This is a genomic window from Bacteroidota bacterium, assembly GCA_041658205.1.
In the GTDB taxonomy this organism is placed as follows: Bacteria; Bacteroidota; Ignavibacteria; order UBA10030; family UBA8401; genus UBA8401.
Map to the genome: position 1 here is coordinate 291936 of JBBAAO010000001.1, position 25372 is coordinate 317307.

General features: G+C 33.9%; 21 protein-coding genes. All 21 read left to right on the plus strand.

Going from position 1 to position 25372, the window contains the following annotated elements:
• Window positions 1-18: 18 nt before the first annotated feature.
• Window positions 19-1095 (plus strand): WavE lipopolysaccharide synthesis family protein, encoded by a 1077-nt coding sequence (locus WDA22_01180; GenBank protein ID MFA5832063.1) that lies wholly within the window; start codon window positions 19-21, stop codon window positions 1093-1095.
• 161 nt (window positions 1096-1256) lie between these two features.
• A complete protein-coding gene (locus WDA22_01185) occupies window positions 1257-2042 on the plus strand; it encodes a DUF268 domain-containing protein (GenBank protein MFA5832064.1) in 786 nt (261 codons plus the stop codon).
• Window positions 2043-2100: 58 nt separating this feature from the next.
• Window positions 2101-3306, plus strand: a complete 1206-nt coding sequence (locus WDA22_01190; GenBank protein MFA5832065.1) for a glycosyltransferase — start codon at window positions 2101-2103, stop codon at window positions 3304-3306.
• 79 nt (window positions 3307-3385) lie between these two features.
• The gene (locus WDA22_01195; protein MFA5832066.1) at window positions 3386-4438 is read left to right on the plus strand and encodes a glycosyltransferase; all 1053 of its coding nucleotides are present in this window, start codon (window positions 3386-3388) and stop codon (window positions 4436-4438) included.
• 121 nt (window positions 4439-4559) lie between these two features.
• Complete coding sequence (locus WDA22_01200) at window positions 4560-5189, plus strand: class I SAM-dependent methyltransferase (GenBank protein ID MFA5832067.1); 630 nt, start codon at window positions 4560-4562, stop codon at window positions 5187-5189.
• Window positions 5190-5459: 270 nt separating this feature from the next.
• On the plus strand, window positions 5460-6161 hold the full coding sequence (locus WDA22_01205) for a class I SAM-dependent methyltransferase (GenBank protein ID MFA5832068.1): 702 nt from the start codon (window positions 5460-5462) through the stop codon (window positions 6159-6161).
• Between the two features lie 2 nt (window positions 6162-6163).
• On the plus strand, window positions 6164-7249 hold the full coding sequence (locus WDA22_01210; GenBank protein MFA5832069.1) for a glycosyltransferase: 1086 nt from the start codon (window positions 6164-6166) through the stop codon (window positions 7247-7249).
• Entirely contained in the window at window positions 7246-8772 is a 1527-nt protein-coding gene (locus WDA22_01215) for an O-antigen polymerase (GenBank protein ID MFA5832070.1), read from the plus strand. Before WDA22_01210 ends, WDA22_01215 begins: the two co-directional genes overlap by 4 nt.
• Window positions 8773-8780: 8 nt before the next feature.
• A complete protein-coding gene (locus WDA22_01220; protein ID MFA5832071.1) occupies window positions 8781-9842 on the plus strand; it encodes a glycosyltransferase family 9 protein in 1062 nt (353 codons plus the stop codon).
• On the plus strand, window positions 9839-11077 hold the full coding sequence (locus tag WDA22_01225) for a glycosyltransferase family 4 protein (protein ID MFA5832072.1): 1239 nt from the start codon (window positions 9839-9841) through the stop codon (window positions 11075-11077). The genes WDA22_01220 and WDA22_01225 overlap by 4 nt, the downstream gene beginning before the upstream one ends.
• A gap of 29 nt (window positions 11078-11106) precedes the next feature.
• Complete coding sequence (locus WDA22_01230) at window positions 11107-11898, plus strand: FkbM family methyltransferase (GenBank protein MFA5832073.1); 792 nt, start codon at window positions 11107-11109, stop codon at window positions 11896-11898.
• A gap of 141 nt (window positions 11899-12039) precedes the next feature.
• Complete coding sequence (locus tag WDA22_01235) at window positions 12040-12756, plus strand: class I SAM-dependent methyltransferase (protein MFA5832074.1); 717 nt, start codon at window positions 12040-12042, stop codon at window positions 12754-12756.
• Window positions 12757-12799: 43 nt separating this feature from the next.
• Window positions 12800-13399, plus strand: a complete 600-nt coding sequence (locus WDA22_01240) for a sugar transferase (protein ID MFA5832075.1) — start codon at window positions 12800-12802, stop codon at window positions 13397-13399.
• Window positions 13400-13412: 13 nt separating this feature from the next.
• Complete coding sequence (locus WDA22_01245; protein ID MFA5832076.1) at window positions 13413-14399, plus strand: thiamine pyrophosphate-dependent dehydrogenase E1 component subunit alpha; 987 nt, start codon at window positions 13413-13415, stop codon at window positions 14397-14399.
• Window positions 14386-15375, plus strand: a complete 990-nt coding sequence (locus WDA22_01250; GenBank protein MFA5832077.1) for a transketolase C-terminal domain-containing protein — start codon at window positions 14386-14388, stop codon at window positions 15373-15375. Before WDA22_01245 ends, WDA22_01250 begins: the two co-directional genes overlap by 14 nt.
• A gap of 32 nt (window positions 15376-15407) precedes the next feature.
• Window positions 15408-16508, plus strand: a complete 1101-nt coding sequence (locus tag WDA22_01255; protein MFA5832078.1) for a DegT/DnrJ/EryC1/StrS family aminotransferase — start codon at window positions 15408-15410, stop codon at window positions 16506-16508.
• A gap of 111 nt (window positions 16509-16619) precedes the next feature.
• Entirely contained in the window at window positions 16620-17723 is a 1104-nt protein-coding gene (locus tag WDA22_01260; GenBank protein MFA5832079.1) for a pyridoxal phosphate-dependent aminotransferase, read from the plus strand.
• 5 nt (window positions 17724-17728) lie between these two features.
• The gene (locus tag WDA22_01265; GenBank protein ID MFA5832080.1) at window positions 17729-19318 is read left to right on the plus strand and encodes a hypothetical protein; all 1590 of its coding nucleotides are present in this window, start codon (window positions 17729-17731) and stop codon (window positions 19316-19318) included.
• Between the two features lie 1214 nt (window positions 19319-20532).
• Entirely contained in the window at window positions 20533-22314 is a 1782-nt protein-coding gene (locus WDA22_01270; GenBank protein MFA5832081.1) for a nucleoside-diphosphate sugar epimerase/dehydratase, read from the plus strand.
• Window positions 22315-22844: 530 nt separating this feature from the next.
• Entirely contained in the window at window positions 22845-24176 is a 1332-nt protein-coding gene (locus WDA22_01275) for a UDP-glucose/GDP-mannose dehydrogenase family protein (GenBank protein ID MFA5832082.1), read from the plus strand.
• Window positions 24177-24232: 56 nt separating this feature from the next.
• Window positions 24233-25174 carry a UDP-glucuronic acid decarboxylase family protein gene (locus WDA22_01280; GenBank protein MFA5832083.1) on the plus strand — a complete coding sequence of 314 codons (942 nt, stop codon included), beginning with the start codon at window positions 24233-24235 and terminating at the stop codon, window positions 25172-25174.
• The last annotated feature ends 198 nt before the right edge of the window (window positions 25175-25372 follow it).

A 25372-nucleotide genomic window follows, 5' to 3' on the forward strand; every position in this document is an offset into this window, starting at 1 on the left:
TTGTCTAATTGTAATTAAATGAACATATCTTTAACGTCAACTGTAAAATATATTCTCTCAGCATTGTTTTCAATTTTATCTACAAAGGTGTTGTATATTTTGTTAGAGACTTTAAACATTGCTCGAGATAAAAAAAGTAAAACATATAGTACTTATCATCAAAGACCAATGTATGCCGACGTGATAGGAACAATTTCTGATAATAGTAAAGTGAATATAAAAACTGCTATAATATTGCAGGGTCCCGTTGTAACGGAAAATGATTTTACCTTAGAAACAATTAAAATATATAAAAGACACTTTAAGAATTGTCAGTTAATTTTTTCAACATGGGATGATGAAGATGATTCTCATTTATCGAAAATATCGGACGAAAATATTGATATAATTTTGAATAAAAAACCATATAGTCCGGGCCCTCAAAATATTAATTACCAAATTATTTCATCCTTTGCTGGAGTTAAAAAAGCTAAAAACGATCACAATAAATATGTATTGAAAACGAGAACAGATCAAAGAATGTATTCACCAAATGTCGTTGAATTCTTTTTGAACATTATCGATACATTTCCTGTTCTGGGCGTTAAGGATAAACAAAAAAAAAGAATCGTCGGAACCAGTCTGAATACGTTTAAATATAGGTTATATGGTTTATCCGATATGGTAACATTTGGGGAGATAGACGATATGATGATATATTGGGGATGTAAGTTAGATGATAGAGACGCAAAAATGCAAGTATTTCAATCCAAGAAAAGAACATCCTTGGATATAGCTCAACAAAGATTATGTGAAATATATCTTACAACTGAATTCCTTAATAATATTGGTCGGAATATTGAGTGGACATTAACCGATAGTTGGAAAGTATTTGCTGAAAAATTTTGTGTTGTAGACAAAGAAAGTTTAGATTTGTTTTGGCCAAAATATGAATTTAGAACGCAAGAACAAAGATGGCGCAGTTATGACGCAATTAAAACGACACAAGAATTGTGTTTTAGAGATTGGTTTATTCTCTACAGCAATTATGGAAACAATATAATTGTTCCCGAGCATATATTAGCTAGCAGTAATGATAAAATTGAAAATATGTAGGACCCTGTAATTCTGGAAGTATATCAACATGTTTGTAGTAAATTAAAAAATTAATTTAGTGTTATTCAACAAATAAGCAAAGAAATGTTCATTGAAAATTATACAATCTGAGTAGGTAGTCTCGAATAAATATATTTTATTAATTATAAAATGAGGAATAGGTGAGGCAATTCAAAAATTTATTAATTCTTCTTGGTGTTAAAAATCTATTAAACCTATCAAAATATTTATTCTATATTAAAGAATATATTGGATTTAAGAAATTATTAAGAAAGTCAACAAAACGATTTGAAATGCGCTTTTCCGAGGGAAAGGCGTGTCTAGATGATCGGACTAATAATACAACTTTTGATAGACATTATGTATTTCATACGGCGTGGGCTGCAAGATGTGTAGCTAAAATTAATCCTAATAAGCATGTTGACATTTCTTCGAGCCTTTATTTTTGTTCGATTATTTCTGCATTTGTCCCTGTAGACTTCTTTGATTATCGACCTGCCGAATTAAATCTTACACAACTCAAATCAAAAAAAGGCGACCTTTTAAGTTTACCCCTTAAAAATAACTCCGTTCAATCACTTTCCTGCATGCACGTAGTTGAACATATTGGTTTGGGTCGATATGGGGATCCGTTCGATCCAGAGGGAGACATTAAAGCAATTTTTGAATTACAAAGGGTTGTTGAAATTGGAGGTTCCTTATTATTCGTTGTTCCGATGGGAGAAAAATCAAAAATTATGTATAACGCTCACAGAATTTATAACTACGACCAAGTGATTGGTTATTTCCCAAAATATGAGCTTGTGGAGTTTAGTGTAATACCTGAAGATTCGAAAGGTGGAGGTATTATTAACTTTGCATCAAAGAATGACCTTATCGGTTCAGAATATGCTTGCGGTTGCTTTTGGTTTAAAAAACAATCGCAGGAAGAATATTATGAAATGTAATTTTAAGCATCTTCTGTCTTTTATCTAACATAAACATTGTTATCGTTGAAAATAAATAATGATTCCAGATAAAATAGTAAAAATATTAAAAGTACTCGTAAAACAAAATCAATATTTATATTATGTCTTTTATAAAATTAATAACATAAAAGACAATGTGCATATTATTTTTGAAAACAGCGTGTATCGTCATTTATCGAAATCACGCAACATTTATCAAGGCGAAAATACGGACAATGTGTTTAAACAGTTAAACAAGAAATTAGGATCTCGCGGAATCACATGGCCTCCGCAAAAGCGACACGGAGGATATCACATTCTATACGTCAGCATTCCCACTGATTGGGAACTGCATAATATACCCCCGGATATATCTTCTTTAGGACGAATTAGTAATTTTTATTTAAAAGACCATATTCAATTAAATACAAATTTGTCTGATGTAAGAAAAGAGGTCGACGGTAAAATCATAAATTATATTTCAAACCTTCATAAAAATGATAGTATTGATTTTATAATATCATATCTGTCTGGTTCACATATCTCAAAACACACCATTGAAGTTATTAACCAATTAGGGATACCTACATTTTCATTTCATCTTGATGATGTACGTTTTTTTAAAGGATATAAAACAGGTGACCAATATTCTGGACCTATTGATATTTGTAAAAAATATGATCTCAACCTCACAAATTCGATTGATTCTCTAATAAAATATCGCGCATTGGGAGCTAATGCACTTTTTTGGCCCCCAGGGGCAAATCCTCATTATTTTAAACCTTTACAAACGAGTTTCAAATATGATGTAACTTTTTGCGGTCAATTTTATGGACAACGGCAATTGCTGATTAATTATCTAAGAAAAAGGGGAATTTCAGTGAATTGTTTTGGTAAAGGTTGGGAGGGAGGTTACAAAACTAATGATGAACTTGTTCAAATATTCAGTGAAAGTAGAATAAACCTCGGATTTGGTTATGTAGTATCAAGTTCTTTTCAATGTTTAAAAGGTCGTGATTTTGAAATACCATCTTGTGGAGCTTTGTATCTTACTTCATATAATAAACATCTATCAAGAGTGTATACACTCGGAGAAGACATTGAGACGTATACAGATTTCAGTGATTGTTATAAAAAAATTGTGATTCTGCTTAACGATGAAAAAAGATGCGAAGAAATAAGGAAAAATGCACGAAATGCTGTCTTAAAAAGACATTCTTGGTCTAAACGCGTAGAATCACTAATTTCATGTTCGGCAGTCTGATAAAGATGTAATATATTCTCAACGTTTAATTTTTTTTAAAGATTGAAAAAAATATTTTTGTATTAATTGCATATCAACAATGAATATTCTCTATATCGGACCATTGGAATTAGGTGGGACATGTTATCAAAGATATCAGGCGCTTGAATCATTAGGACATAATGTTATTGGAATTGACACAGGAAACCACCTTAAAAGATCTATTTTTACAAAAACAAAAGATCGTATTAAATCAAAAATATTTAATCAAAGCGATTTAACACAGGCAAACGCAAGAATGCTGGAAGTAATAACTTCTTCGCAGCAAAATATTGTATGGATAGACAAAGGATTATCAATACTTAGCGATACGTTATTAAATATTAAAGAAATAAATAGCAAAATAATCTTGATTTCCTACTCTCCAGATGATATGATGAACCCAAATAATCAGTCATTAGAATATTTGAAATCAATTCCAATTTATGATCACCATATAACGACTAAGTCCTATAATGTTAAAGAACTTCAAGATTTGGGCGCTAAAAATGTAATTATGATGGACAACTCTTTTAGCGAGTTATTACATCATCCTTATGAAATTGCATTAAAGGATAAAAATATTCTGGGCGGGTCAGTTGGGTTTATCGGTTTTTGGGAACGTGAAAGGGAGTCGACGTTAACATATTTAGCTGAAAATGGGATAAATGTAAGAATATGGGGGCCATGGCCAAAGTTTAGAAAATATAATAAACGGTTAAAAGTAGAAGGCCGAGCATTGTGGGGAATGGAATATGCAAAAGCAATTTGTTCTTTTGATATAAATCTATGTTTTCTTAGAAAGATTAATCGTGATTTGCAAACAACAAGAAGCATAGAAATACCTGCGTGTGGAGGATTTATGCTTGCAGAAAGAAGCGATGAACATAAGAAACTGTTTACAGAAGGAAAAGAAGCGGAATATTTTTCTTCTGATGAAGAATTATTCGAAAAAACGAAATACTTTATTTCAAATGTCGGAAAGCGAATATTGATCGCAAAAAATGGACTATTGAGATGTCATACAGACGGATATAGCAGTAAAGAAAGAATTAAAAAAATAATTGATTCGATCTCAAACCTCAATGAAAATGGGCAATCACATGTTAAATAAAATATTCGGGTCCATTCATCTCATTCGAACATATTTCACTGCGTTACCGAGAATAATATTCCGTTTAAGTGTATGCCTGATTTATAATCCCCACGAAACGCAGAAGTTTGTGCACCAAGTATTGAGTGCAGTAGATCTTGAAACTGATGATAATATACTAAAAAGTGTAAGTATTGAGGAGAAAATTCCTGGAGGAGGAGATATTCAAATTGTTGGTAAATACTATTCACAAAGAAATGGGGGAACACAAATACTAATGGAGCTTTCCTCTTTAGCATATCTGGTAAAACAAATTAAACCAAAAATAATATTTGAGATTGGTACTTTTGTAGGAAGAACTACGCGTTTATTGGCTTCAAATAGTAGCAAAGATTGTCAAATTATAACCTTAGATTTACCAATTTCTGTTGTCACACACAAAATTGGTGAAGATTATATTAATACCCCGGAAGAATCGCGAATACAACAAGAATATGGTGACAGTAGGACATTTGATTTCAATCCTTGGACAGAAAAATGTGATTTTGTTTGGGTAGATGCCAACCATGATTATAATTTTGTTGTGAACGACACTGAAAATGCTTTGAAGATCCTACGACCCGGTGGTTGGATAGGTTGGCACGATTATCGTCATAGTGCATGGTGGTCTGGTGTAACGAGATACATTCGGACATTAAAACACCAATATCCAAATATAATTCATATACGCGGTACAACAATCGTATTGCTTCAAAAACCACTTAACATTTAATAATTTAACCTGAAGCCCGCGTGAATAAAATCAATCAAGTTGAATATGTATACCAAAAACAATACAATTTCAATATATAGTCAGAAGAAATTAACCAGCCTTTTTGATAGGTTTGATTCTGATGCACCGAGAATTGAAAATTTCGAAATACAGTTTACCTGGAAAAAGCTTACTCACTTTGATGGAGTGCATCTCGTTTCTCTGTTTATTCGACGATTAAATCTCAAAGCATCCTCAGCAAATCATTAACGGACATTCAACAGAACAATTATGAATTACTCTAAATATGATGCATCACGTTATCTCCCAAATACTTCAGAAGCAATAACACAAGGGCTTCGAACATTAAATTCTATTTCAGTTTTTTTTGATATTAATGATAAATTGCAAAATGTTTTGGAGATTGGTTGTGCATCTGGAAGTTTTTTAAAAGTGTTAAAAGAAAATGGAATTAAAGCTGTCAAAGGTATAGATGTTGACAATGAGCTAGTAAAACATGGACAAAATGTTCTTGGTGTGAATATTACCGTATCAGATTGGAGTTCCTATGTATCACAATGTGTTGAAAAATATGATGTCATTATTGCACTGGATGTCATAGAACATATTAACCCTTCAGAAATTCAAGATCTGATTATGAATACAAATAAAATTCTTAAGCCGAACGGTAAACTTATTTTGCGAATGCCGAACCCTGACTGCCCTTTTGTTTTGCCGACGTATTTTGGAGATCTTACGCATAAAACACTCATGACTCCTGACCTCTTTAAATATGTATTGACGGAAGCAAACTTTAATGGTCAAATAATATTTAAAGAAACCATTCCTCAAAATACAATGAAGAAAATCATATATATATTCTTACATTACCTTTTTGTCAAACCTCTGATTTCTGCACTTCACTTTCACTTTTACGGTAAACTCCCGAAATATATTACACGTAATGTTTACTGTTGTGCTGTAGTAAGTTAACAATGAAAAAAAAAACAATTGTTTATCTTGCTAATGCTGCAAACATTCATACTATTCGATGGGCGAAATATTTTTCTACTATCTATGAAATAATAATAATTTCTTTCGAAGCATCGACAATAGAAAATGTTAGGGTGATCACATTTAAAAAAAATGGTTCATCGCTATTAAATTATTTGGCTGCAGCACCTAAAGTCCGTTCTCTTATAAAGAAAATTAATCCCGAATTTATTCACGCACACTATGCAGGCGGTTATGGATTATTAGCTTGTCTTTCCGTGAATATAAAACCATTTATAATGTCAGTATGGGGAAGTGATATATATATAGCTCCACATAAGTCATTTGTGAATAGATATTTATTAAAATACATCTTAGCTAAAGCAGATTTAATATGTTCTACCTCACGAGCGATGGCGAAAGAAACAAATAAGTATACGACAAAACCTATATTAATTACACCATTTGGAATAGATTGCATTGAATACAAACCTTTAAAAAACAAGAGAAATAAACAGGAAATTATCATCGGAACAATAAAAAAACTTCATCATCTATATGGAATAGATAGGTTGTTAAAAGCATTTGCAATTCTCAAAAAGACAATGCCAGAAAGCAAATTAAAATTAATGATTATTGGAGATGGTGAGCAAAAAAAAATATTGAAATCACTGTGTAATTCGTTAGGAATTGAGGATAGTACAATATTTGTGGGGGAGATTGCACAAAAAGAAGTCCCAAAATACTTAAATGAATTCGACTTATTTGTTGCTCTTTCGAGAAGTGAAAGTTTTGGAGTTGCAGTTTTGGAAGCTTCATCCTGCGAGCTACCTGTCGTGGTCTCTGATGCCGGAGGATTGAGTGAGGTTGTTCTTGACGGTAAAACAGGATTTATTATCCCTAATGGGGATATTGAAGTCGCAGCAACTAAGTTACAAATATTAATAAAGGATAAAATACTGACAGCAAAAATCGGAAAAAATGGGAGAGAATTTGTGAAAAAATATTATTCTTGGGATCAGACCGCTCTTATTATGAAATCCGCATACCAACAAATTATTACCAACAGATCTTCACGCTTAGAATGAAAATAAATAAAATATTTAATTCTCAAAAAGAACTAAAATATTATTGGGCATTTGTTGTCTTCGTGATTTTCTACCTCAATAGTGTTCATATTAATACCGAAGAGTATGTAATCCCGGTGATTGCATCACTTATATCAGCAGGATTTGCATTGCACGTATCTGGGTATTTATGGAGCTCACCTATAACAATATTAATTTTAGCACATGTGATTCAATATCCGGTTGCAACAATATTAATTATGACAATTTCCCATCCCTCTCTTGCAATGGAAATGGATTTATGGGAAATAACAAGCCCCGGTTTATGGGCGATGACAATTGGTATGCTCGGCCTTACTTTAGGATTTATGTTAGTTAAACCGCGTAAAAAATTATTTATATTTAAAGACAAATATTTAAGTAGTATTGAAATTACATCATTTGAATTTAATTTATTATTAACCATGTTAATAATTCCGATCGTTTTTATATATCTGTATTCCGGAATTTATTATCATAAAGATGTTGCGGGAATAGAATCTTATTCTTTTGAGAATGCCAATCTTCTTGGTGTTGTAGGTTATCTTATTTATATAGTGTATTTAGGAATCATTCTTCAAGTTAATAGATATTTGGTGATTAAATCTTCTCAGGAGCTGACTAGAACGGTAATAATAATATTAATCCCAACTCTATTAATGCTTCCTACAGGTACTCGAAGTAGTAGTTTTATATTTCTTATTTTACCCTTTATATTTTTTCTTGAGTACGGGAAGTCAAAAGTGCAGAAGGGCATCATAATAATGGCTTCCATTTTCATTTTTTCTTTTTTAACTGTGATTATTGGAAGCTATCGATTGACTTCAAATGAGCGTAATGAATCATCATTTTATGATCGGATTACAAAAGTGATTACCGATATTACATTATTGAAATTAAGCACTGACAATATTGAAATAGTTGATGATTTTACAAAAATATCGTTATCCCGCAGATTAAGTGATGTTCAATCAGTTAGTTTTCTAATTGATAATATTCCAAGTAAATATCCGCACAGAGGATTTGAAGATATTGATAAATTTCCAATCTTTATCATTCCAACATTAATAAGACCAGAAATTGGGCTTGAACTAAATTATGATGCGACTCTAATGATGAAAAAATACCAATTTAGAACGGAAATAGGTGGATCTTCACCTATGATGTTACTTGGAGAAATGTATGAAAGGTTTGGTTGGTCCGGAATATTTATTGGTATGATAATTGTTGGTCTCATAATGGGCAAAATGCAAAAATATTATGTTGGAAGAAAATTTGAACAAATGGCATTATGGTCGTTTTCATTTTATACAATTACGATGTTTCATGCCATTTCATTATTAAAAATATTTATATTTTTTACAAAACAGCTTGTAATATTTTATATTCTCATTGTTATATTAAAATATATTATGAGTTTAATGAAAAAGGATGAAGAAAAGCTAAATAGTAATTCATTTATTCTCATTTTAAAAATGAAAATAATTGCTTTCATAAAAAGTTAATATTCAAGATGGGAAAAAATAAATTATTAATATTTAAATCGGGATTATTAGGAGATACATTGGTATCTCTACCGGCACTGAATCTCATTCGAAATAATTACCCTAATTCAGAAATAATCTATTTATGGATGAAATTACCAAATTCTGATTATGTCACTCCCCCTGAGATTCTTGCTCAATCTGGATTGGTAGACAGATTTCTGTATATCACAAATTATGATTCAATAATAAAACGATATAGTTCATATCTGAAAGTATGGTTTATACTTTACTTTCAAAAGATTGAAATAGGCATTGTTTTAGAACCACCATATTGGTCGGCATTTAGAAAAACGTTTCTTTTATTTTGCGGAATAAAGAAAGTCATTGGCCCGAATTCAGAAATAAATATCATTGAAAGAGATATTGATGGCGACATTTGTAAGTCCGAGAATGTTGCCGACATGCTTATGGCCCAATTGTCGGATTTAGATATTGACATTCCAGAAAAAGGGTGCGGAGAATTTAAACTGCACTTAAATAATTCGGAAAAAAATAAATCAAAAAATTTTTTAATTAATAATCAACTATCAAGTAAAATACTTATAGGGGTTGCCCCCGTAAGTAATATGCCGAGTAAATGTTGGCCTATTGAAAATTATTATTCTGTTCTCAAAGAATTAATCAAAGAATTTAACATAGAACCGATTATGTTTGGTTCAAAAAAGGATTTTATTAATAATCAAAAATTAGTTAGCAGACTAGAAAAAGGTTTTAATGTCTCTGGAGAAGTTAATGTTCGAGAAGGAATCGCGCTATTATCCCATTGTAAGTTATATTTAGGAAATGATACCGGAACAATGCATATGGCTGCTGCAGCAGGAATCAAATGTGTTGCAATATTTTCATCAATTGATATGCCTGGCAAATGGTATCCGTATGGAACAGGACACAAAGTATTTAGAACAAAAATAGAATGTGAAGGTTGTTTACTGAAAGAATGTATTGAAAATAAATCAAAATGTATAACATCAATAAATTATAAAGATGTTTACAATGCATGTAAAATGATATTAAACGAATCCCTATGAAACTATGGTTATTAACGGTAGGTGAGCCACTTCCGACTTATTCAAAAAGTCGTTTACATAAAACTGGAATATTAGCTCATTATTTATCAACTCAAGGGCATGACATAGTATGGTGGACTTCAAAATATGATCATTTATCAAAATCATTCATTGAAGAAAATAATGATAGAGTATTAATTAATAATAATTTAACGATGATATTCCTACACGGAATGGGATATAAAAAAAATATTTCGATCAGGAGATTGATAAATCATTGGCAGATTGGAAAAGCGTTTATAAATCAAGCAGTGAAAGAACCATTGCCCGATTTGATCCTTTGTTCATTTCCTACAATTGAATTATCTTTGGAGGCTGTTCGATTTGGTAAAAAAAATAATATCCCGGTTATCATAGATGTCCGTGATTTATGGCCGGACATTTTCATCGATGTATTACCTCATCGTTTCAAATGGCTGGGTAAAGTATTATTGTTTAAACTATTTAGGGATACTGCAACTATATTCAGACAATGTTCTGCTATTATTGCTGTCTCACCTGGATATCTAAACTGGGCATTATCCTATTCTGGAAGAATCAAAAATGTATCTGATAAAGTGTTTTCGCTTGGGTATAAACGGTTGATTTTACCAAGTGCAGAAAATGAAAATATTAAGGAAAAACTTTATGGTCTTGGAATCGACAAATCAAAATTAATATTTTGGTTCTCAGGAACATTTGGAAAAACTTATGATTTAATCCCGATTATTAAAGCAGCAAATAAATTACAAACAAAAGATGTTCAATTTGTTTTTTCAGGCAAGGGTGAACAGGAAAAAATATGGATGAATAAATCGAAAGGGTTAAAAAATATCATATTTACGGGCTGGTTGAATGCTTCGGAACTTCACTGTATGTCACAAATTGCCGATATCGGTTTAATGGCTTACGCGAAAGGAGCTCCCCAGGGGTTGCCAAATAAACTTTTTGAATATTTGTCTGCGGGACTGCCGATTATATCGAGTTTGAAGGGAGAATCTGAAAATTTATTATTAAAAAACAAATGTGGGTTAATTTATGATGCTAGTAGTGAAAATAATTTATTTGATTGTCTTACCTATTTATTAAATAACTTAGGTGAATTAGAAACAATGAAATCAAATGCGATACGCTTGTTTGATAAGTCTTTTGATTCTGATAATATTAATTCTGAAATAATGGAATATTTGAAATCGTTATTAAATAAATACAGATAAATCTGTTAATCGTACATGGAGTATTACAAATGAATATATTTAAATCTGCTTTAATACAGTTGTCGGGGAATGAAATTATTCAAAACGTCTTACAATACAATGTAAAAATATCCCAAATATTAATGGGAATAGGTTCTGGTAGCGGTGTGCTGTCTAGTGGTGAGGGGGCTATTTTTCAGATTCTACGACAAAAATGCGTACCACCATTTTGCATATTTGATATTGGTTCAAACCAAGGCGAATATGTCAAACTTGTAATGAAAAACTTATTAATTGAGGATTATAGTTTACACTGTTTCGAGCCTGGTCCCGATACATTTAATTTACTAGTAAAGAATGTTAAAGACATCAAAAATATTAAGTTAAATAACATAGGAATAAGTAAAGAAAAAGGAGAGGCGAGTTTATACTTTAACAAATCTGGTTCCGGGTTGGCATCTCTCTCAAAGAGAAGATTAGATCACTTTGGAATTGATTTTAATAAAACAGAGAAGATAAAACTAGACACTATTGATAATTATTGTTTTGAAAATACAGTAAATCATATTCATTTGTTAAAAATAGATATTGAAGGTCATGAACTTGATGCTCTTCTTGGTGCATGCAAAATGTTTGAAAAAAAACAAATTGACATTGTTACTTTTGAATTTGGTGGTTGCAACATTGATTCGAGAACATATTTTCAAGATTATTGGTATTTTTTCCGTGAAATCAATATGAAGATATTTCGTATCACAAAATCCGGGTATTTGTTTCCCATTAAATGCTACAGTGAAATTCATGAACAATTTAGAACTACGAATTATTTAGCAATGAATTGAAATAATAGTAACTTAAAGAACAATCCATAATATCAGAATCTATTAATTATACCAGAATACAGAAGTTCGCTTCGGATCGTATTTTTTATAGACATTTAGCTTCTAATAATTAATTACAGTTTAAGACAAAATTGGATAAATATGTTAAATCGAGAAGAAGTTACAAAAAAATGGTATGATGTCTATTATGGTAAGCACGGAAAAAATAGAAATAATCTTAGAAGAAACAAAGAAGTTTTATTCCAGAATCTTGCACTTGAAGTTTCAGTTATCCGGGCTTTTGGATATATTAATCAAGATTCAAAATCTGCGTTGGTTCTTGATGTAGGATGTGGTAATGGAGTAGAAATATTTCAATTTGTTAGACTGGATTTCCAAATTGAAAACATTTATGGTATTGATTTAAATAATGAGCGTCTGGAACAAGGAATAAAATCATTCCCACAGGCAAAGTTAACTTCTGGAGATGCTTCAAATATGCCATTTGAGAAAAATAAATTTGATATTGTTTTTGAATCAACTATGTTTTCCACATTGCCTGATGATAATCTATGTCAAGCAATTTCTAATGAAATGGTAAGAGTTTGCAAACATGGCGGTTATTTAGTTCTTGTAGATTGGAGGTATAAAAAACCACAAAATCCTAATTATAATGCGTTAAACAGGAAAAACTTATCGAGATATTTTTCTATCGGAACAATGACTGAATTGATAACGATACAAAATGGCGCTTTAATACCACCGCTTGGTCGTTTTTTGTCTAGGCGTGCACCATCATTGTATTTTCTTATTGCGAAAGCATTTCCCTTGTTAGTTGGACAAGTAGTATATGTGTTAAAAAAAATTGAAAAAGAATAAAAATTAAGTTATATTTGAATATTGAGGAAGTTGAATGTAATTGATGGAAAAAAGACTATTCGACATTATTTGTTCATCGTTAGGGCTTATCGTACTAAGCCCTTTTTTATTATTTATATCGCTTTGGATTAAACTGGATTCTAAAGGTCCAATATTTTATCGCGGCGTACGAGTGGGCTTAAATGGAATTCAGTTTCGGATATATAAATTCCGCAGCATGATTATTAATGCCGAAAATATTGGTGCATCATCGACGAATAAAAATGATTCGAGAGTAACAAGTGTTGGCAAATACATTAGAAATTATAAGCTTGACGAGTTTTCTCAACTCATCAATGTATTTTTAGGTGATATGAGCCTGGTTGGTCCTCGACCGGAAGTTCAAAAGTTTGTCGACCTGTATACTGAAGAAGAAAAAATTATACTTACAGTTAGACCCGGGATTACAGACTTTGCCTCAATACAATTTCACAATGAGGGTGAAATCATTGAGGCTTCGGGTATAGCTGACCCAGATGAAGCATATGAAAAACTGATCCGGCCTGAAAAATTACGATTACAATTGAAGTATGTAAAAGAACAAAATATGTTATTAGATATACTCTTAATATTTAAAACCATAAAACGTATCCTTATTCGGTAAAGTACTATTAAAAATGTCTAAAGCATTGTATACAAAAAAGTATTTACAAAAGTTGTACGAACAGATGGTGCTAATCAGAAAAACTGAAGAGAGCTTCGTTCAACCTATTCTTGATGGCACTATTCGATGTCCCGTTCATCTCTATTCAGGGCAGGAGGCAGTTGCTGTTGGCATTAGCGCACATTTAAATAACAAGGATATATATTTCGGAAATCATCGTTCTCATGGTCACTATTTAGCAAAAGGGGGCGATCTCTATAGGATGGTCGCCGAAATATATTGCAAAGAAGATGGGTGTGCTAAAGGTCGAGGTGGGTCAATGCACATCCTTGACCCATCGGTAGGGATGCTCGGAGCTGCGCCAATTGTTAGCGGAACAATAGCGCTTTCTTTAGGTGCAGCCCTTGCTTTAAAAGGAAGAAAACGTAATAATCTTGCGGTTGCATTTTTTGGTGATGGGGCAATGGGTGAAGGTGTTCTTATAGAATCGATTAACTTTGCTGCAGTTAAGAATCTGCCAATAATTTTTGTGTGTGAAAATAATCTCTATTCTACCCATCTACCAATTCGTGAAATTCGACCGAATGTTCCCATCGCAAAGATAGGATCTGCATACGGAATTCTTTCATATCGTGTTGATGGAAATGATCTCTTAAAAACATTGGATGTAAGTAAAAAAGCTGTTGACCTTTGCCGTAAAGGTAAGGGACCAGTTTTTATTGAATTTCTGACGTATAGAATGAGAGGCCACGTCGGTCCAAGTGATAACATACAGGGAACTCTCACCGATATTCGACCGGCGAAAGAAATTGACCTATGGAAAAAAAAGGACCCTATTAAGAGATTCGAAAAATATTTGTTATCAAAAAAAATGTTTGATAAAAATACATTGAAGCAAATTCATCAAAAAATCGATGCAATGCTTGTTGAAATTCATAGTCGCGCAAATGCAGCATCGCGTCCGAATCCCAAGGAATTACCATTGTATGTCTTTAAATAAACTAAGAGAATTAGAATATAGTCTTGCAATCAACGAAGCATTGCATCAGGTGATGAATGCACATGATGATACTATTTTGATTGGGCAGGGTCTTAAGAGTCCATGGTATGTCGGTAATACTTGCCGCGGATTACTCGAAGCATTTGGTGAAGATCGAGTGATTGATACGCCGGTTTCCGAAAACGCTATGACGGGAATGGCTGTAGGGGCATCAATCTCTGGCAATCGATCCATAGTTGTGCACCCTCGTATGGATTTTATGTTGTATGCATTTGACCCAATCATAAACGAGGCAGCAAATTGGAGTTTTATGAGTGGTGGCACATTGAATGTTCCCGTAGTTATTTGGGGAATAATCAATAGAGGAGGAGAGCAAGCTGCACAGCATTCACAAGCATTACATGCATTGTTTGCTCACATACCCGGCTTAAAAGTTGTGATGCCATCAACCGCTTATGACGCAAAAGGTTTGATGGTTGCAGCAATCATGGATCCCAATCCCGTTATTTTTATTGATGATCGACTTTTGTATCAAAGTAAGTCTGTTGTACCGGAAGAGATGTATAGTGTAACCATTGGAGAAGCGGCTATTCGTACTGAAGGTGCGGATATTACTATTGTAGCTGTTTCGTATATGGCTTTTTTGGCTGAAAAAGTTTCTCAGCGATTATCGTTAGAAGGCATTCGCTGTGAGGTGGTTGATCTTAGAACGGTGAAACCGCTTGATACGAACACCATCTTCAATTCCATCAGAAAAACTGGCAGGGTAGTGATTGCAGATGTTGGCTGGAAAAGTTTTGGTATATCTGCTGAAATTGCAGCAGTGATTGCAGAAAGTGGTATTGTCTTAAAGACGCCATTGAGTCGTTTAGCACTGCCGGATGTTCCGGCACCGGCAAGTAGATCATTGGAATCAGAATTTTATATTGACGAAGAGAAATTCTACCGCCACGTTAAAAATATTTTTATGAAATAATTATACTACTAAATACTCGGAGAAAATAGTAAATGAAAGTACCATTTGTCGATGCAGTGAGAAATTATCATTTAATTAAAGATGAAATAGATGCAGCCTATCATTCTGTTATGGAGCGGGGCGATTATATAGACAGGGATGATCTTAAAAAATTTGAAGATAACCTTGCAAAATTTGTTGGAACAAAATATGCTGTCGGATTAAACAGTGGTTATGATGCATTACATATGTCGTTAAGGGCGGCAAATGTCGGAGTAGGAGATGAAGTGATCGTTCCAGCCCATACTTTTGTTGCCACATGTTCAGCTGTCTCAAATGTTGGAGCAATCCCTGTATTAGTGGATGTCACGAAAGATTTTAATATCGATGTATCGAAAATAGAAGAGGTTATCACCTCAAAAACAAAAGCAATAATTCCGGTTCATCTTAGTGGCTGGATGTCAGATATGCCAACAATACTGAAAATTGCTGGAAAATATAATTTAGCAGTGATCGAAGATGCGTGCCAAAGCCTGGGTTCGAGTATCAACGGAAAAGGTGCTGGTTCATGGGGATTAACTGGATGTTATAGTTTTTACCCATTTAAAATCCTAGGCGGATATGGTGATGGTGGTGCAATCACGACGGATAGTGAAGAAGTAGCACAATTTGCTCGAAGGATGCGTTATAATGGAGAGGACAGGTTATCGGGAGAATATTTTGGGCATGGGTTTACATGTTTATTGGATAATTTACAGGCTGCATTTCTTGATGTCAAATTGCGTCATTTTAATAATTGGATAGTACGAAGAAAAGAGATTGCGAAAATATACTTTGACGGATTGTCGGATTTACAAGATTTAATGCTGCCGCATTATGATAAACCTGGTTTTGATCACGTGTATCAAAACTATACTGTGCGCGCTAAACAAGGGAATGATTTTTCCGAATTTTTAAAGAAGAATGATATTGGCGTGTTAACACAATTTAGAAAGCCTTATTATAAACACGCAGGGTTAAAGCTTGTTGATAGAGGGTTTCCAGAAACTGAAGCACTAAGCCGTGAAGTCTGCTCGCTTCCTATGAATGTTGAAATTAATGATGAAGAAATTCAGTATGTCATCAAAGTTGTGCGTTCTTTCTATGGAAAATAATACGATCGCTTGGAAATTATTGTCATATCTTCATATAAATAAAATTACTGGAATTAAAAAATGGAAATAATGAAAGCTTCGCACAAAATTATCCAATCAGAAATTCGTAATATGTCAATAGAATGTGCGAAGGTTGGTGGAATTAATCTTTCCCAGGGTTTTTCTGATACGGAACTGGATCCCATTATTGCAACAGCTGCAAAAGAAGCAATCGATCGAGGAATAAATCACTATACGAGATTTGATGGAATAACAGAACTGCGAACAGCGATTTCTGAGAAACTTCGATACTACAATAAGATAAATGCAGACCCCGAAAACGAGATTATTGTAACGAGTGGGTCAACTGCAGCGTTATTTTGTGTGTTCTTTGCACTAATGAAGCCACAGGATGAAGTTATTTTATTTGAGCCATATTATGGCTACCATCTGAATACGATTTATGCAGTCAATATTAATCCGATTTTTTTTAGATTACCCGAACCCGATTGGAAAATTGACTTCGATGCTCTGGAAAAAACTATTACATCAAAAACAAAGGCCATAATTCTAAACACTCCAACAAACCCGTCAGGGAAGATATTTACGCGTGAAGAGATTCTAGCAATCGGCCGAATAGCAAAAAAACATGGCATCTATGTCATCACAGATGAAATTTATGAATATTTTTTGTACGATGGTGCTGAACATGTCAGTCCTGGTTCAATTGATGAGATTAAAGATAATGTGATTACGATCTCCGGATACTCAAAGACATTTAGCATAACAGGATGGCGTATTGGTTATATCGCCTGTAGTAAAAATATTTCGCAAGTGATCGGATATGTTCACGATCTTATATATGTCTGTGCACCAGCACCATTACAGGCCGGCGTGGCCGAAGGTGTAAAAAAATTAACCGATCAATTTTATCATAAACTTCAGACCGCATATACTAAGAAGCGGGAATTATTGTGCAATGCTTTAAATGACAGCGGACTCACACCGATAGTTCCCAAAGGGGCATATTACATTTTAGCAGACATTTCAAAAATTGATGGAAATACGAGTAAAGAAAAAACGATGAATTTCCTTAATAAAACACGAATTGCTGCTGTGCCAGGCGAAGCGTTTTATCATGACATGCATGGTAATAACATCGCACGTTTTTGTTTCGCTAAGCGTGATCACGTTCTTGAAGAAGCAGCTGCGATATTGTCAAAAATTAAATATTAGTTAAAATGCGGAATAAGTATTACATACTTGTTCTGCTTTTCGCTCCCATCGTTCTTCCAGCACAAAATCAACTACTCCCTCTTGAGCATTCATTAAATAACCGTGTATTACAGTCATCAATTCGTTTAAGTAGAATTGTTCACACCTCAGTAAAACCGCTTGAAGTAATTGATGTGAATGATGGACTAATCCGTGATTCCGTTATATTTAGACACATTGAATGGATACCGGATAGTTCTAGTTGGATTCTGAATAAAATATATAATGAGCATTTACTAAGTTATTCAAACGAAAGTTATTCCGTTTTTGCCGATTTTTTACCAGATCTCCAAATCGGTTATGATTTCAACAATAATCGGAATTCACTTTTAAATTCAAGGGGATTTGCTTTTGGTGGTTCTGTTGAAAACAGCTTCTCATTTTACTCAGAATTATTTGAAAATCAGGCAATATTTCCGAAATATATTGATTCGTATATTAGACAAAATTCGATTATACCTGGTCAAGGCTTTCTTAAATTTTATGGCTCAAAGGGATTTGATTTTGCTTATTCTTCTGCGTCAGTTTCTTATAGGCCGACTCAATATTTAGGAATCACAGCGGGACACGGCAAGCATTTTATTGGTGATGGGTACCGTTCAATGATATTATCGGATAATTCTTTTAATTATCCCTTTATTAAATTCACTGCTGATATTTGGAAAGTAAAATATTTTGTGATGTGGACGGAATTTCTCAATATTACTTCTCCGAAAGGAACGGAGAGTTTTTCAACTGAAAAAAAGAATGGTGTCTTTCACTATTTGGATGCAGCAGTATCACAAGATTTCTCAATTGGTTTATTTGAAGGATTAATTTGGACGGTAACAGAAAATGGTTTTGAGTGGAATTATCTGAATCCGATTATATTTTTTAGACCAGTCGATTTTGCAATTGGGTCACCTGCAAACGTTGTTGTTGGTGTTAATACAAGTTTTAAATTATTTCAAAACCAATTATTCTATGGTCAAATGCTTTTGGATGAAATGACTATTGATGAGTTTATAAAAAATAAAGGTTATTGGGGTAATAAATACGGTCTACAATTTGGTTTTAAATCATTTTATTGTTTTGGGTATCAAAATTTGTTTTTGCAATCAGAAATAAATCTTGCTTCACCATTTACGTATTCACATTCAATCCCCCTAAAAAATTACGGTCATTATAACCAGAGTTTAGCGCACCCACTTGGTGCTAATTTTTACGAATATGTTGGCATAGCCAGTTATTATTTTGATCGGTATGATTTACGGCTGCAACTCAATTATGCACGATTTGGAACTGATTCCTCCCTTGTAACCAATTACGGCGGCGATATTTATAAATCGTATAACACAAGAGCTAAAGATTACGGAAATTCTATTGGTCAGGGAATAAGCAATACATTAATGTATGCAGATGCAAAGGCTGCCTATATATTAAATCCGCTAACAAATCTTCGTTTTGAATTATCTCTCACCTATCGCTCTCTAAAAACAGAGAGCATCACAAATAATACAATCTGGTTCAGTTTTGGTATTCGGAGTTCGTTTAGAAATCTTTACTACGATTTTTAGTATATCTATTTCATTTCTTCGAAAGAATCTCGGTTAGTATTCTTTAGTGTATAATAGCAATCTGAGGGCGTGCGTTACCTGCCCACCAGATATATTTTTTGGTGGCAGCGGGAAATTCGTCCGTCTATATTTGTGCGGACTTCTTTTCTTGAGCCGATACGAATTGTTTCTTCGGAACGGCATTCCTTCGGAACTCCGTCAAGAAAAGAAGAGAATGAGGAATTTTGTTGTTTTATCAATGTATTTTGGACAAGTGTGATTTCATGTAATGATCTAAAATTTTTGAAAAGATGAGTTTTTTCACTCTATTGAAATGAGTATTGAAAAAAAGAAATCTTAAAATACTGTCAAATACAGAAGTTTTTATCAACAAGAATATAATATGTCATTAAGCTGGCGATAATTTTATACTTCATTCTTCTATTCTAATGATTATTATCATATATTTGGTCACCCAGTGATATCAATAAACTTGTGTTAAATTGATTTTCTGAAACAGTTACTGGAAGTCGTCTAAAAAATGAATTTTAGTTGTCATTCTGAAAAACGACCAAGAGATCCATCTCTGTGTGGGGATGAGGAATGTCGGTTTTCATTTTAGACACTTTGTTTTTAAAGTAGCTTTGTGAACAAAGTGTTAATGAGATCTCCCTGCCCGACTGACATATCTATCTCACAATCAGTGGACAGGTCATCCTGGCAAGGCCAAACTTATGGCGGAAACAAGCGGGATCGAAATAACAATAATCAGGTATTTTTAAGACCGCTTTAGGATCCTTTTTTTGCGGTCGTGAAACTCCAGGATGAAAAACTTTAATTTGTAAAAATCAGTTAAGTCCAGATTTGTCATTAGAACACAATAGAATTATAGATCCCCACTGCAATGGTTGATAGAAATTGTAAAAGATCAATTACTATTTTGTAAGAAAAGTTTTTTAAAAACAGTGTAAATATTTTTTGAGAATTTGAATTTCCATCTCATCATAAATAAAGAACTTAACTTGTATTTTGCTATTGACAGACAATAAATATTTATTTAGATAACAATTTTTGGATTAAAGGAATAAAAATTGGAACGCTTCAAACGTGTTTTTGAATTTATTATGATTCTTCGTAATAGGCATTTTCTCTATGTAGATATAGTCATTTTTTTAATAACACCCATACTCGCATTATATTTACGTCTTGATGATTATCAACAAGTTCGTGGATATATGTTTGAATTAAAAATCATGGGATTGATCTTTATGGTAAATAAATTACTCCATTTTTATTTCGGAGGTATTTATCGAAGAATGTGGCAGCACGCCAGTATTGATGAATTAGCAAGAATTATTTTTCTTGGCGTTTTATTGACAATTTCTCAAACAGTTATTTTCTTACTCTACTATAATCTGGTTCCTTTCACTCAATCTCTCCCCCGTTCGCTGCCAATTATTGACGGTATACTCACCATCTTTTTTGTGGGAGGGTTTCGGTTTTCAATCAGACTTTCCGAACGGTTGTTTCAAAAAAATACATTCGGTAATTTGCGCGGCAAATCGGTTCTTATCGTAGGTGCAGGCGACGCCGGAATTATGATCGCAAAAGAGTTTCAATCCAACCCGAATATGGAGCGAATTCCGATCGGTTTTGTTGATGATGATCAGGAAAAATGGCATCTCAAAATTTTAGGAATCACAGTTCTCGGCCCAATAAAAAATATTCCAGAGTTGGTTAAATTGTATAATATCCAAGAAATTATCATCGCGATTCCGACCGCTACCGGGAAAGTACTCAGAGAGATTAATGCTATTTGTTCACAAACCGGAATTAGAACCAGAACAATACCGGGTATCTACGAGATATTAAATGGTTCAGTCAGCATCAGTAAAATACGGGATATTGCCATCGAAGATCTTTTGCGAAGAGATCCTGTTAGTTCTGACATTGCAGAGTTGAGTCAACTCTTAAAAGGAAAAAAAGTGTTAGTGACTGGGGGTGGAGGATCAATTGGTTCGGAATTGTGCAGGCAAATTGCACGGTACCATCCTGCGCAATTGGTAATCGTTGGTCACGGAGAAAATAGTATTTTTGCAATAGCCGGTGAATTATCAGTCTCATATCCTGATCTTAAATTCAGTGCCGTTATTGCCGATATTCGAGATTATAAAAGAATCAGTAAAGTATTTTCACGGTTCTCACCGCAGATTGTGTATCATGCAGCAGCTCATAAGCATGTTCCTCTTATGGAAAGTAATCCAAGTGAATCTCTTGCCAATAATGTTATTGGAACATATAATGTGGCAAAAGCTGCGTTGGAATCGAATGTTGAAAAATTTGTTCAAATATCGACAGACAAAGCAGTGAATCCGACGAACATTATGGGAGCAACGAAACGGATTGCTGAATTAGTTATTCACGATGCTGCGATTACATCCGGTAAACCGTTTGTTGCAGTACGGTTTGGTAATGTACTTGGGTCCCGCGGTAGTGTTGTTCCGACGTTTCGTGATCAAATCGCTCGCGGTGGGCCAGTGACGATCACACATCCTGATGTAAAACGATATTTTATGACTATCCCCGAAGCGGTACAATTGGTACTTTTTGCGTCAACGATTGGCAATGGTGGAGAATTGTTTGTGCTCGATATGGGAGAACCGGTAAAAATAGTAGATTTAGCAAGAGATTTGATAAAACTATCCGGGTACAAAAACGAAAAAGAAATCGAGATCATTTATACCGGTTTACGTCCCGGTGAAAAATTATTTGAGGAGCTTTCATTAGATGCAGAGATATTTGAAAAAACAAAACATCCCAAAATATTTGTCGTAAAAAATGGCATCGATAAGAATAAACAACAAAAATATAATGCGGATTCTTACCTTAAAAATATCACACCGAAGATATTAGAAGCAAAATCCTTAGCTTTAAAAGGGGATGATGTTGAAATCGGGAAATTTCTCGAGGAGAATGTTGAAGGTTTTAAGTTTATCGGCGGGGTTGAATCAATATAATATTTCAAATAAAAAATAACTCTTAACTCAACTGCAAAAGACGAGTACGAACACCATCCCGTTTTTTTATAAAAAAATCTACAGAAAATTTTTCATAAGTGGAATACTTCTGGATTTCTGGGGGGGGATTCCCAATTACAATGATTTGAATGCAATAATAGCTATACGAGAATTAATAGTTTTTCGTTAAATCTTCGTTAGATTTGTCTGAAAATTACTTTGCTTAGAGTTATCTTCTTCTTCACTTCCCCGATTATCATCGTAAGCGAATCACAAAAACCATTCAATTCCTTGATAAACACTGCAATTTTTGCTATATTTATAAATATTTTTTGCAATGGTCATTAGAGCTGCTGACTCATAATCAGCGGATCGCTGATTCAAGTCCGGCATAACTCACAAATTGAATTTTCGAAACAAAAAAAATGTAGAAATGTAATGTACTATTAATCATGAAACATAGTCGTGGTAAATTTCACAAAAAATACAATTTTTATTAAAACGGCACTTGAGAGAAGAATACCTATAATATGAAAATAACTATCGTTGGGACAGGATATGTTGGATTGGTTACCGGAACTTGTTTCGCTGAGACTGGAAACCATGTTATTTGCGTCGATAATAATCCTCAAAAACTTGCTAAACTTCAAAATAAAGAAGTCACTATTTATGAACCAGGATTAGAGATATTATTTCAAAGAAATATTCAACAAAAGCGTCTGGAATTTACAAGTGATTTGAAATCTGCTGTATTTTCTTCGGAATTTATTTTTCTCTGTCTGCCAACACCGCAAGGCGAGGACGGATCAGCCGATCTGAAGTACATTCTTGGTGTTGCAGATAATCTAGGTAAAATATTCTCAGAAGCAGGGGGAGATGCACATCAAAAAATCATTATCAACAAGAGCACTGTTCCTGTCGGTACATCGAAGTTAGTTTTCGATGCCATAAAAAAACACAATGTTAAAAACTTTGATGTAGTGTCAAATCCGGAATTTTTGCGGGAAGGTTTTGCAGTGGAAGATTTTATGAAACCTGATCGGATTGTCATCGGTACGAAGACAAAATATGCTGCAGAGAGAATGAAGGCGCTTTATGAACCGTTCGTCAGACAGGGAAATCCGATTATTGAAATGGATACGGCAAGCTCTGAAGTAACAAAGTATGCGGCGAATTCGTACTTAGCGCTTCGTATTACCTATATGAATGAGTTGGCAAATTTTTGCACAAAAGTAGGTGCCGACGTCGATCTAATTCGCAAGGGGATGGGGACCGATACACGAATTGGAAAACGTTTTTTATTTCCGGGCATCGGATATGGTGGATCTTGTTTTCCTAAAGACGTGACTGCATTAATCAAAACCTCTATTGATTCAGGATCAGAAATTCGATTATTGAGTGTTGTTGACCAGGTAAATAAAAAACAAAAAGAGGTATTGGTAGATAAGATTTTAAAGTATTACAATAATGATATTAAGGGAAAACATTTTGCGGTTTGGGGTTTGGCATTTAAGCCGAATACAGATGATATGCGCGAGGCCCCGTCAATCGTAATCATAAAAAAATTGTTGCAGCACGGAGCGACAATAACTGCGTATGATCCCGCAGCAAATGGAACTGCTAAATTTGACCTAGATGAAACCATCACATATGCTGAAAATGAATATAATGCTCTTGAAAATGCAGAAGCGCTGTTAGTGTTGACTGAATGGAATGAATTCCGAAACCCCGATTTTAATATTATAAAATCAAAGCTTAAAAAACCAATCATTTTTGACGGAAGGAATATTTTTGAGCCAGTAAAAATGAAGGAATTTAAAATTAATTACATCAGTATTGGACGAAAACCGGTAATTGTTTAATAAAAAAGGTGACTGTCACCTTCAAAGTGACGGTCACCTAAAAATATCTTAAAATTATGTCAACTCAAAAAACATCAATCATCACCGGCGGCGCAGGATTTCTCGGATCACATTTATCAGAACGTTTGTTACATGAGGGACATAAGGTTATTGTCCTTGATAATCTAATCACAGGCTCTATTACTAATATTGAACATCTCTTTGCGAATAAAAATTTTTCATTTCAACAATACGATGTTACGAATTTCATTCATGTTCCTGGTGACGTTCATTTTGTTTGGCACTTTGCATCGCCGGCAAGTCCGATTGATTATCTAAAACTTCCCATTCAGACTCTAAAGGTTGGTTCATTAGGGACACACAAGGCGCTTGGATTTACCAAGGCAAAGAATGCTCGATTTCTTATTGCTTCCACCTCGGAATGCTATGGTGATCCCGAAGTTCATCCGCAGGTTGAAGAATATTGGGGAAATGTTAATCCTGTCGGACCGCGCGGAGTGTACGACGAAGCAAAACGCTTTGCAGAAGCGATGACAATGGCATACCATCGATATCATAATGTACAGACAAGAATTGTCAGGATCTTTAATACCTATGGTGAGCGAATGCGTGTTGAAGATGGACGAGCAATTCCAGCTTTTGCCTCGCAGGCTTTACGAGGTGAAGATGTAACGGTCTTTGGTGACGGATCACAGACGCGAAGTGTTTGTTATGTTTCCGATTTAATTGACGGAATTTATAAATTGATGATGTCGGATTATTCGATGCCTGTTAATATTGGTAATCCGGAAGAATTAACAATGCTGGACCTCGCAAAAGAAATTATCGCCTTATCGAATAGTAAAAGTAAGATTATCTTCAAAGAGCTTCCCACCGATGATCCCAAAATACGTCAACCTGATATTACGAAGGCTCGCACCATCCTTGGGTGGGAGCCAAAGGTCAGCCGTAAACAAGGTCTTCCCAGAACAATCGAATATTTCAAAACAAAAATCTGACCCAAATGATTTGGAAAAATGTGTAAAGGGAGATATTTGATTACCAAAAGTGGTATCATTTTCAAGTAACCTTGTTTACTACCAGTCGCTCTGTTCTCAATTCTAATTAAAAAGCAATGAATACGATATTGTATTCATTGAATGTCGAGAAATTTCGTGGGTACTCAGAGAGAAGAAAATTGGAATACGCTTGAATTT

Excerpts from the sequence above, each read along its gene's own strand:
- WDA22_01180 (MFA5832063.1), top strand. The coding sequence starts at position 19 with ATGAACATATCTTTAACGTCAACTGTAAAATATATTCTCTCAGCATTG.
- WDA22_01190 (MFA5832065.1), top strand. The coding sequence starts at position 2,101 with ATGATTCCAGATAAAATAGTAAAAATATTAAAAGTACTCGTAAAACAA.
- WDA22_01195 (MFA5832066.1), top strand. The coding sequence starts at position 3,386 with ATGAATATTCTCTATATCGGACCATTGGAATTAGGTGGGACATGTTAT.
- WDA22_01205 (MFA5832068.1), top strand. The coding sequence starts at position 5,460 with ATGAATTACTCTAAATATGATGCATCACGTTATCTCCCAAATACTTCA.
- WDA22_01210 (MFA5832069.1), top strand. The coding sequence starts at position 6,164 with ATGAAAAAAAAAACAATTGTTTATCTTGCTAATGCTGCAAACATTCAT.
- WDA22_01215 (MFA5832070.1), top strand. The coding sequence starts at position 7,246 with ATGAAAATAAATAAAATATTTAATTCTCAAAAAGAACTAAAATATTAT.
- WDA22_01220 (MFA5832071.1), top strand. The coding sequence starts at position 8,781 with ATGGGAAAAAATAAATTATTAATATTTAAATCGGGATTATTAGGAGAT.
- WDA22_01225 (MFA5832072.1), top strand. The coding sequence starts at position 9,839 with ATGAAACTATGGTTATTAACGGTAGGTGAGCCACTTCCGACTTATTCA.
- WDA22_01230 (MFA5832073.1), top strand. The coding sequence starts at position 11,107 with ATGAATATATTTAAATCTGCTTTAATACAGTTGTCGGGGAATGAAATT.
- WDA22_01235 (MFA5832074.1), top strand. The coding sequence starts at position 12,040 with ATGTTAAATCGAGAAGAAGTTACAAAAAAATGGTATGATGTCTATTAT.
- WDA22_01240 (MFA5832075.1), top strand. The coding sequence starts at position 12,800 with ATGGAAAAAAGACTATTCGACATTATTTGTTCATCGTTAGGGCTTATC.
- WDA22_01245 (MFA5832076.1), top strand. The coding sequence starts at position 13,413 with ATGTCTAAAGCATTGTATACAAAAAAGTATTTACAAAAGTTGTACGAA.
- WDA22_01250 (MFA5832077.1), top strand. The coding sequence starts at position 14,386 with ATGTCTTTAAATAAACTAAGAGAATTAGAATATAGTCTTGCAATCAAC.
- WDA22_01255 (MFA5832078.1), top strand. The coding sequence starts at position 15,408 with ATGAAAGTACCATTTGTCGATGCAGTGAGAAATTATCATTTAATTAAA.
- WDA22_01260 (MFA5832079.1), top strand. The coding sequence starts at position 16,620 with ATGTCAATAGAATGTGCGAAGGTTGGTGGAATTAATCTTTCCCAGGGT.
- WDA22_01265 (MFA5832080.1), top strand. The coding sequence starts at position 17,729 with ATGCGGAATAAGTATTACATACTTGTTCTGCTTTTCGCTCCCATCGTT.
- WDA22_01270 (MFA5832081.1), top strand. The coding sequence starts at position 20,533 with ATGTTTGAATTAAAAATCATGGGATTGATCTTTATGGTAAATAAATTA.
- WDA22_01275 (MFA5832082.1), top strand. The coding sequence starts at position 22,845 with ATGAAAATAACTATCGTTGGGACAGGATATGTTGGATTGGTTACCGGA.
- WDA22_01280 (MFA5832083.1), top strand. The coding sequence starts at position 24,233 with ATGTCAACTCAAAAAACATCAATCATCACCGGCGGCGCAGGATTTCTC.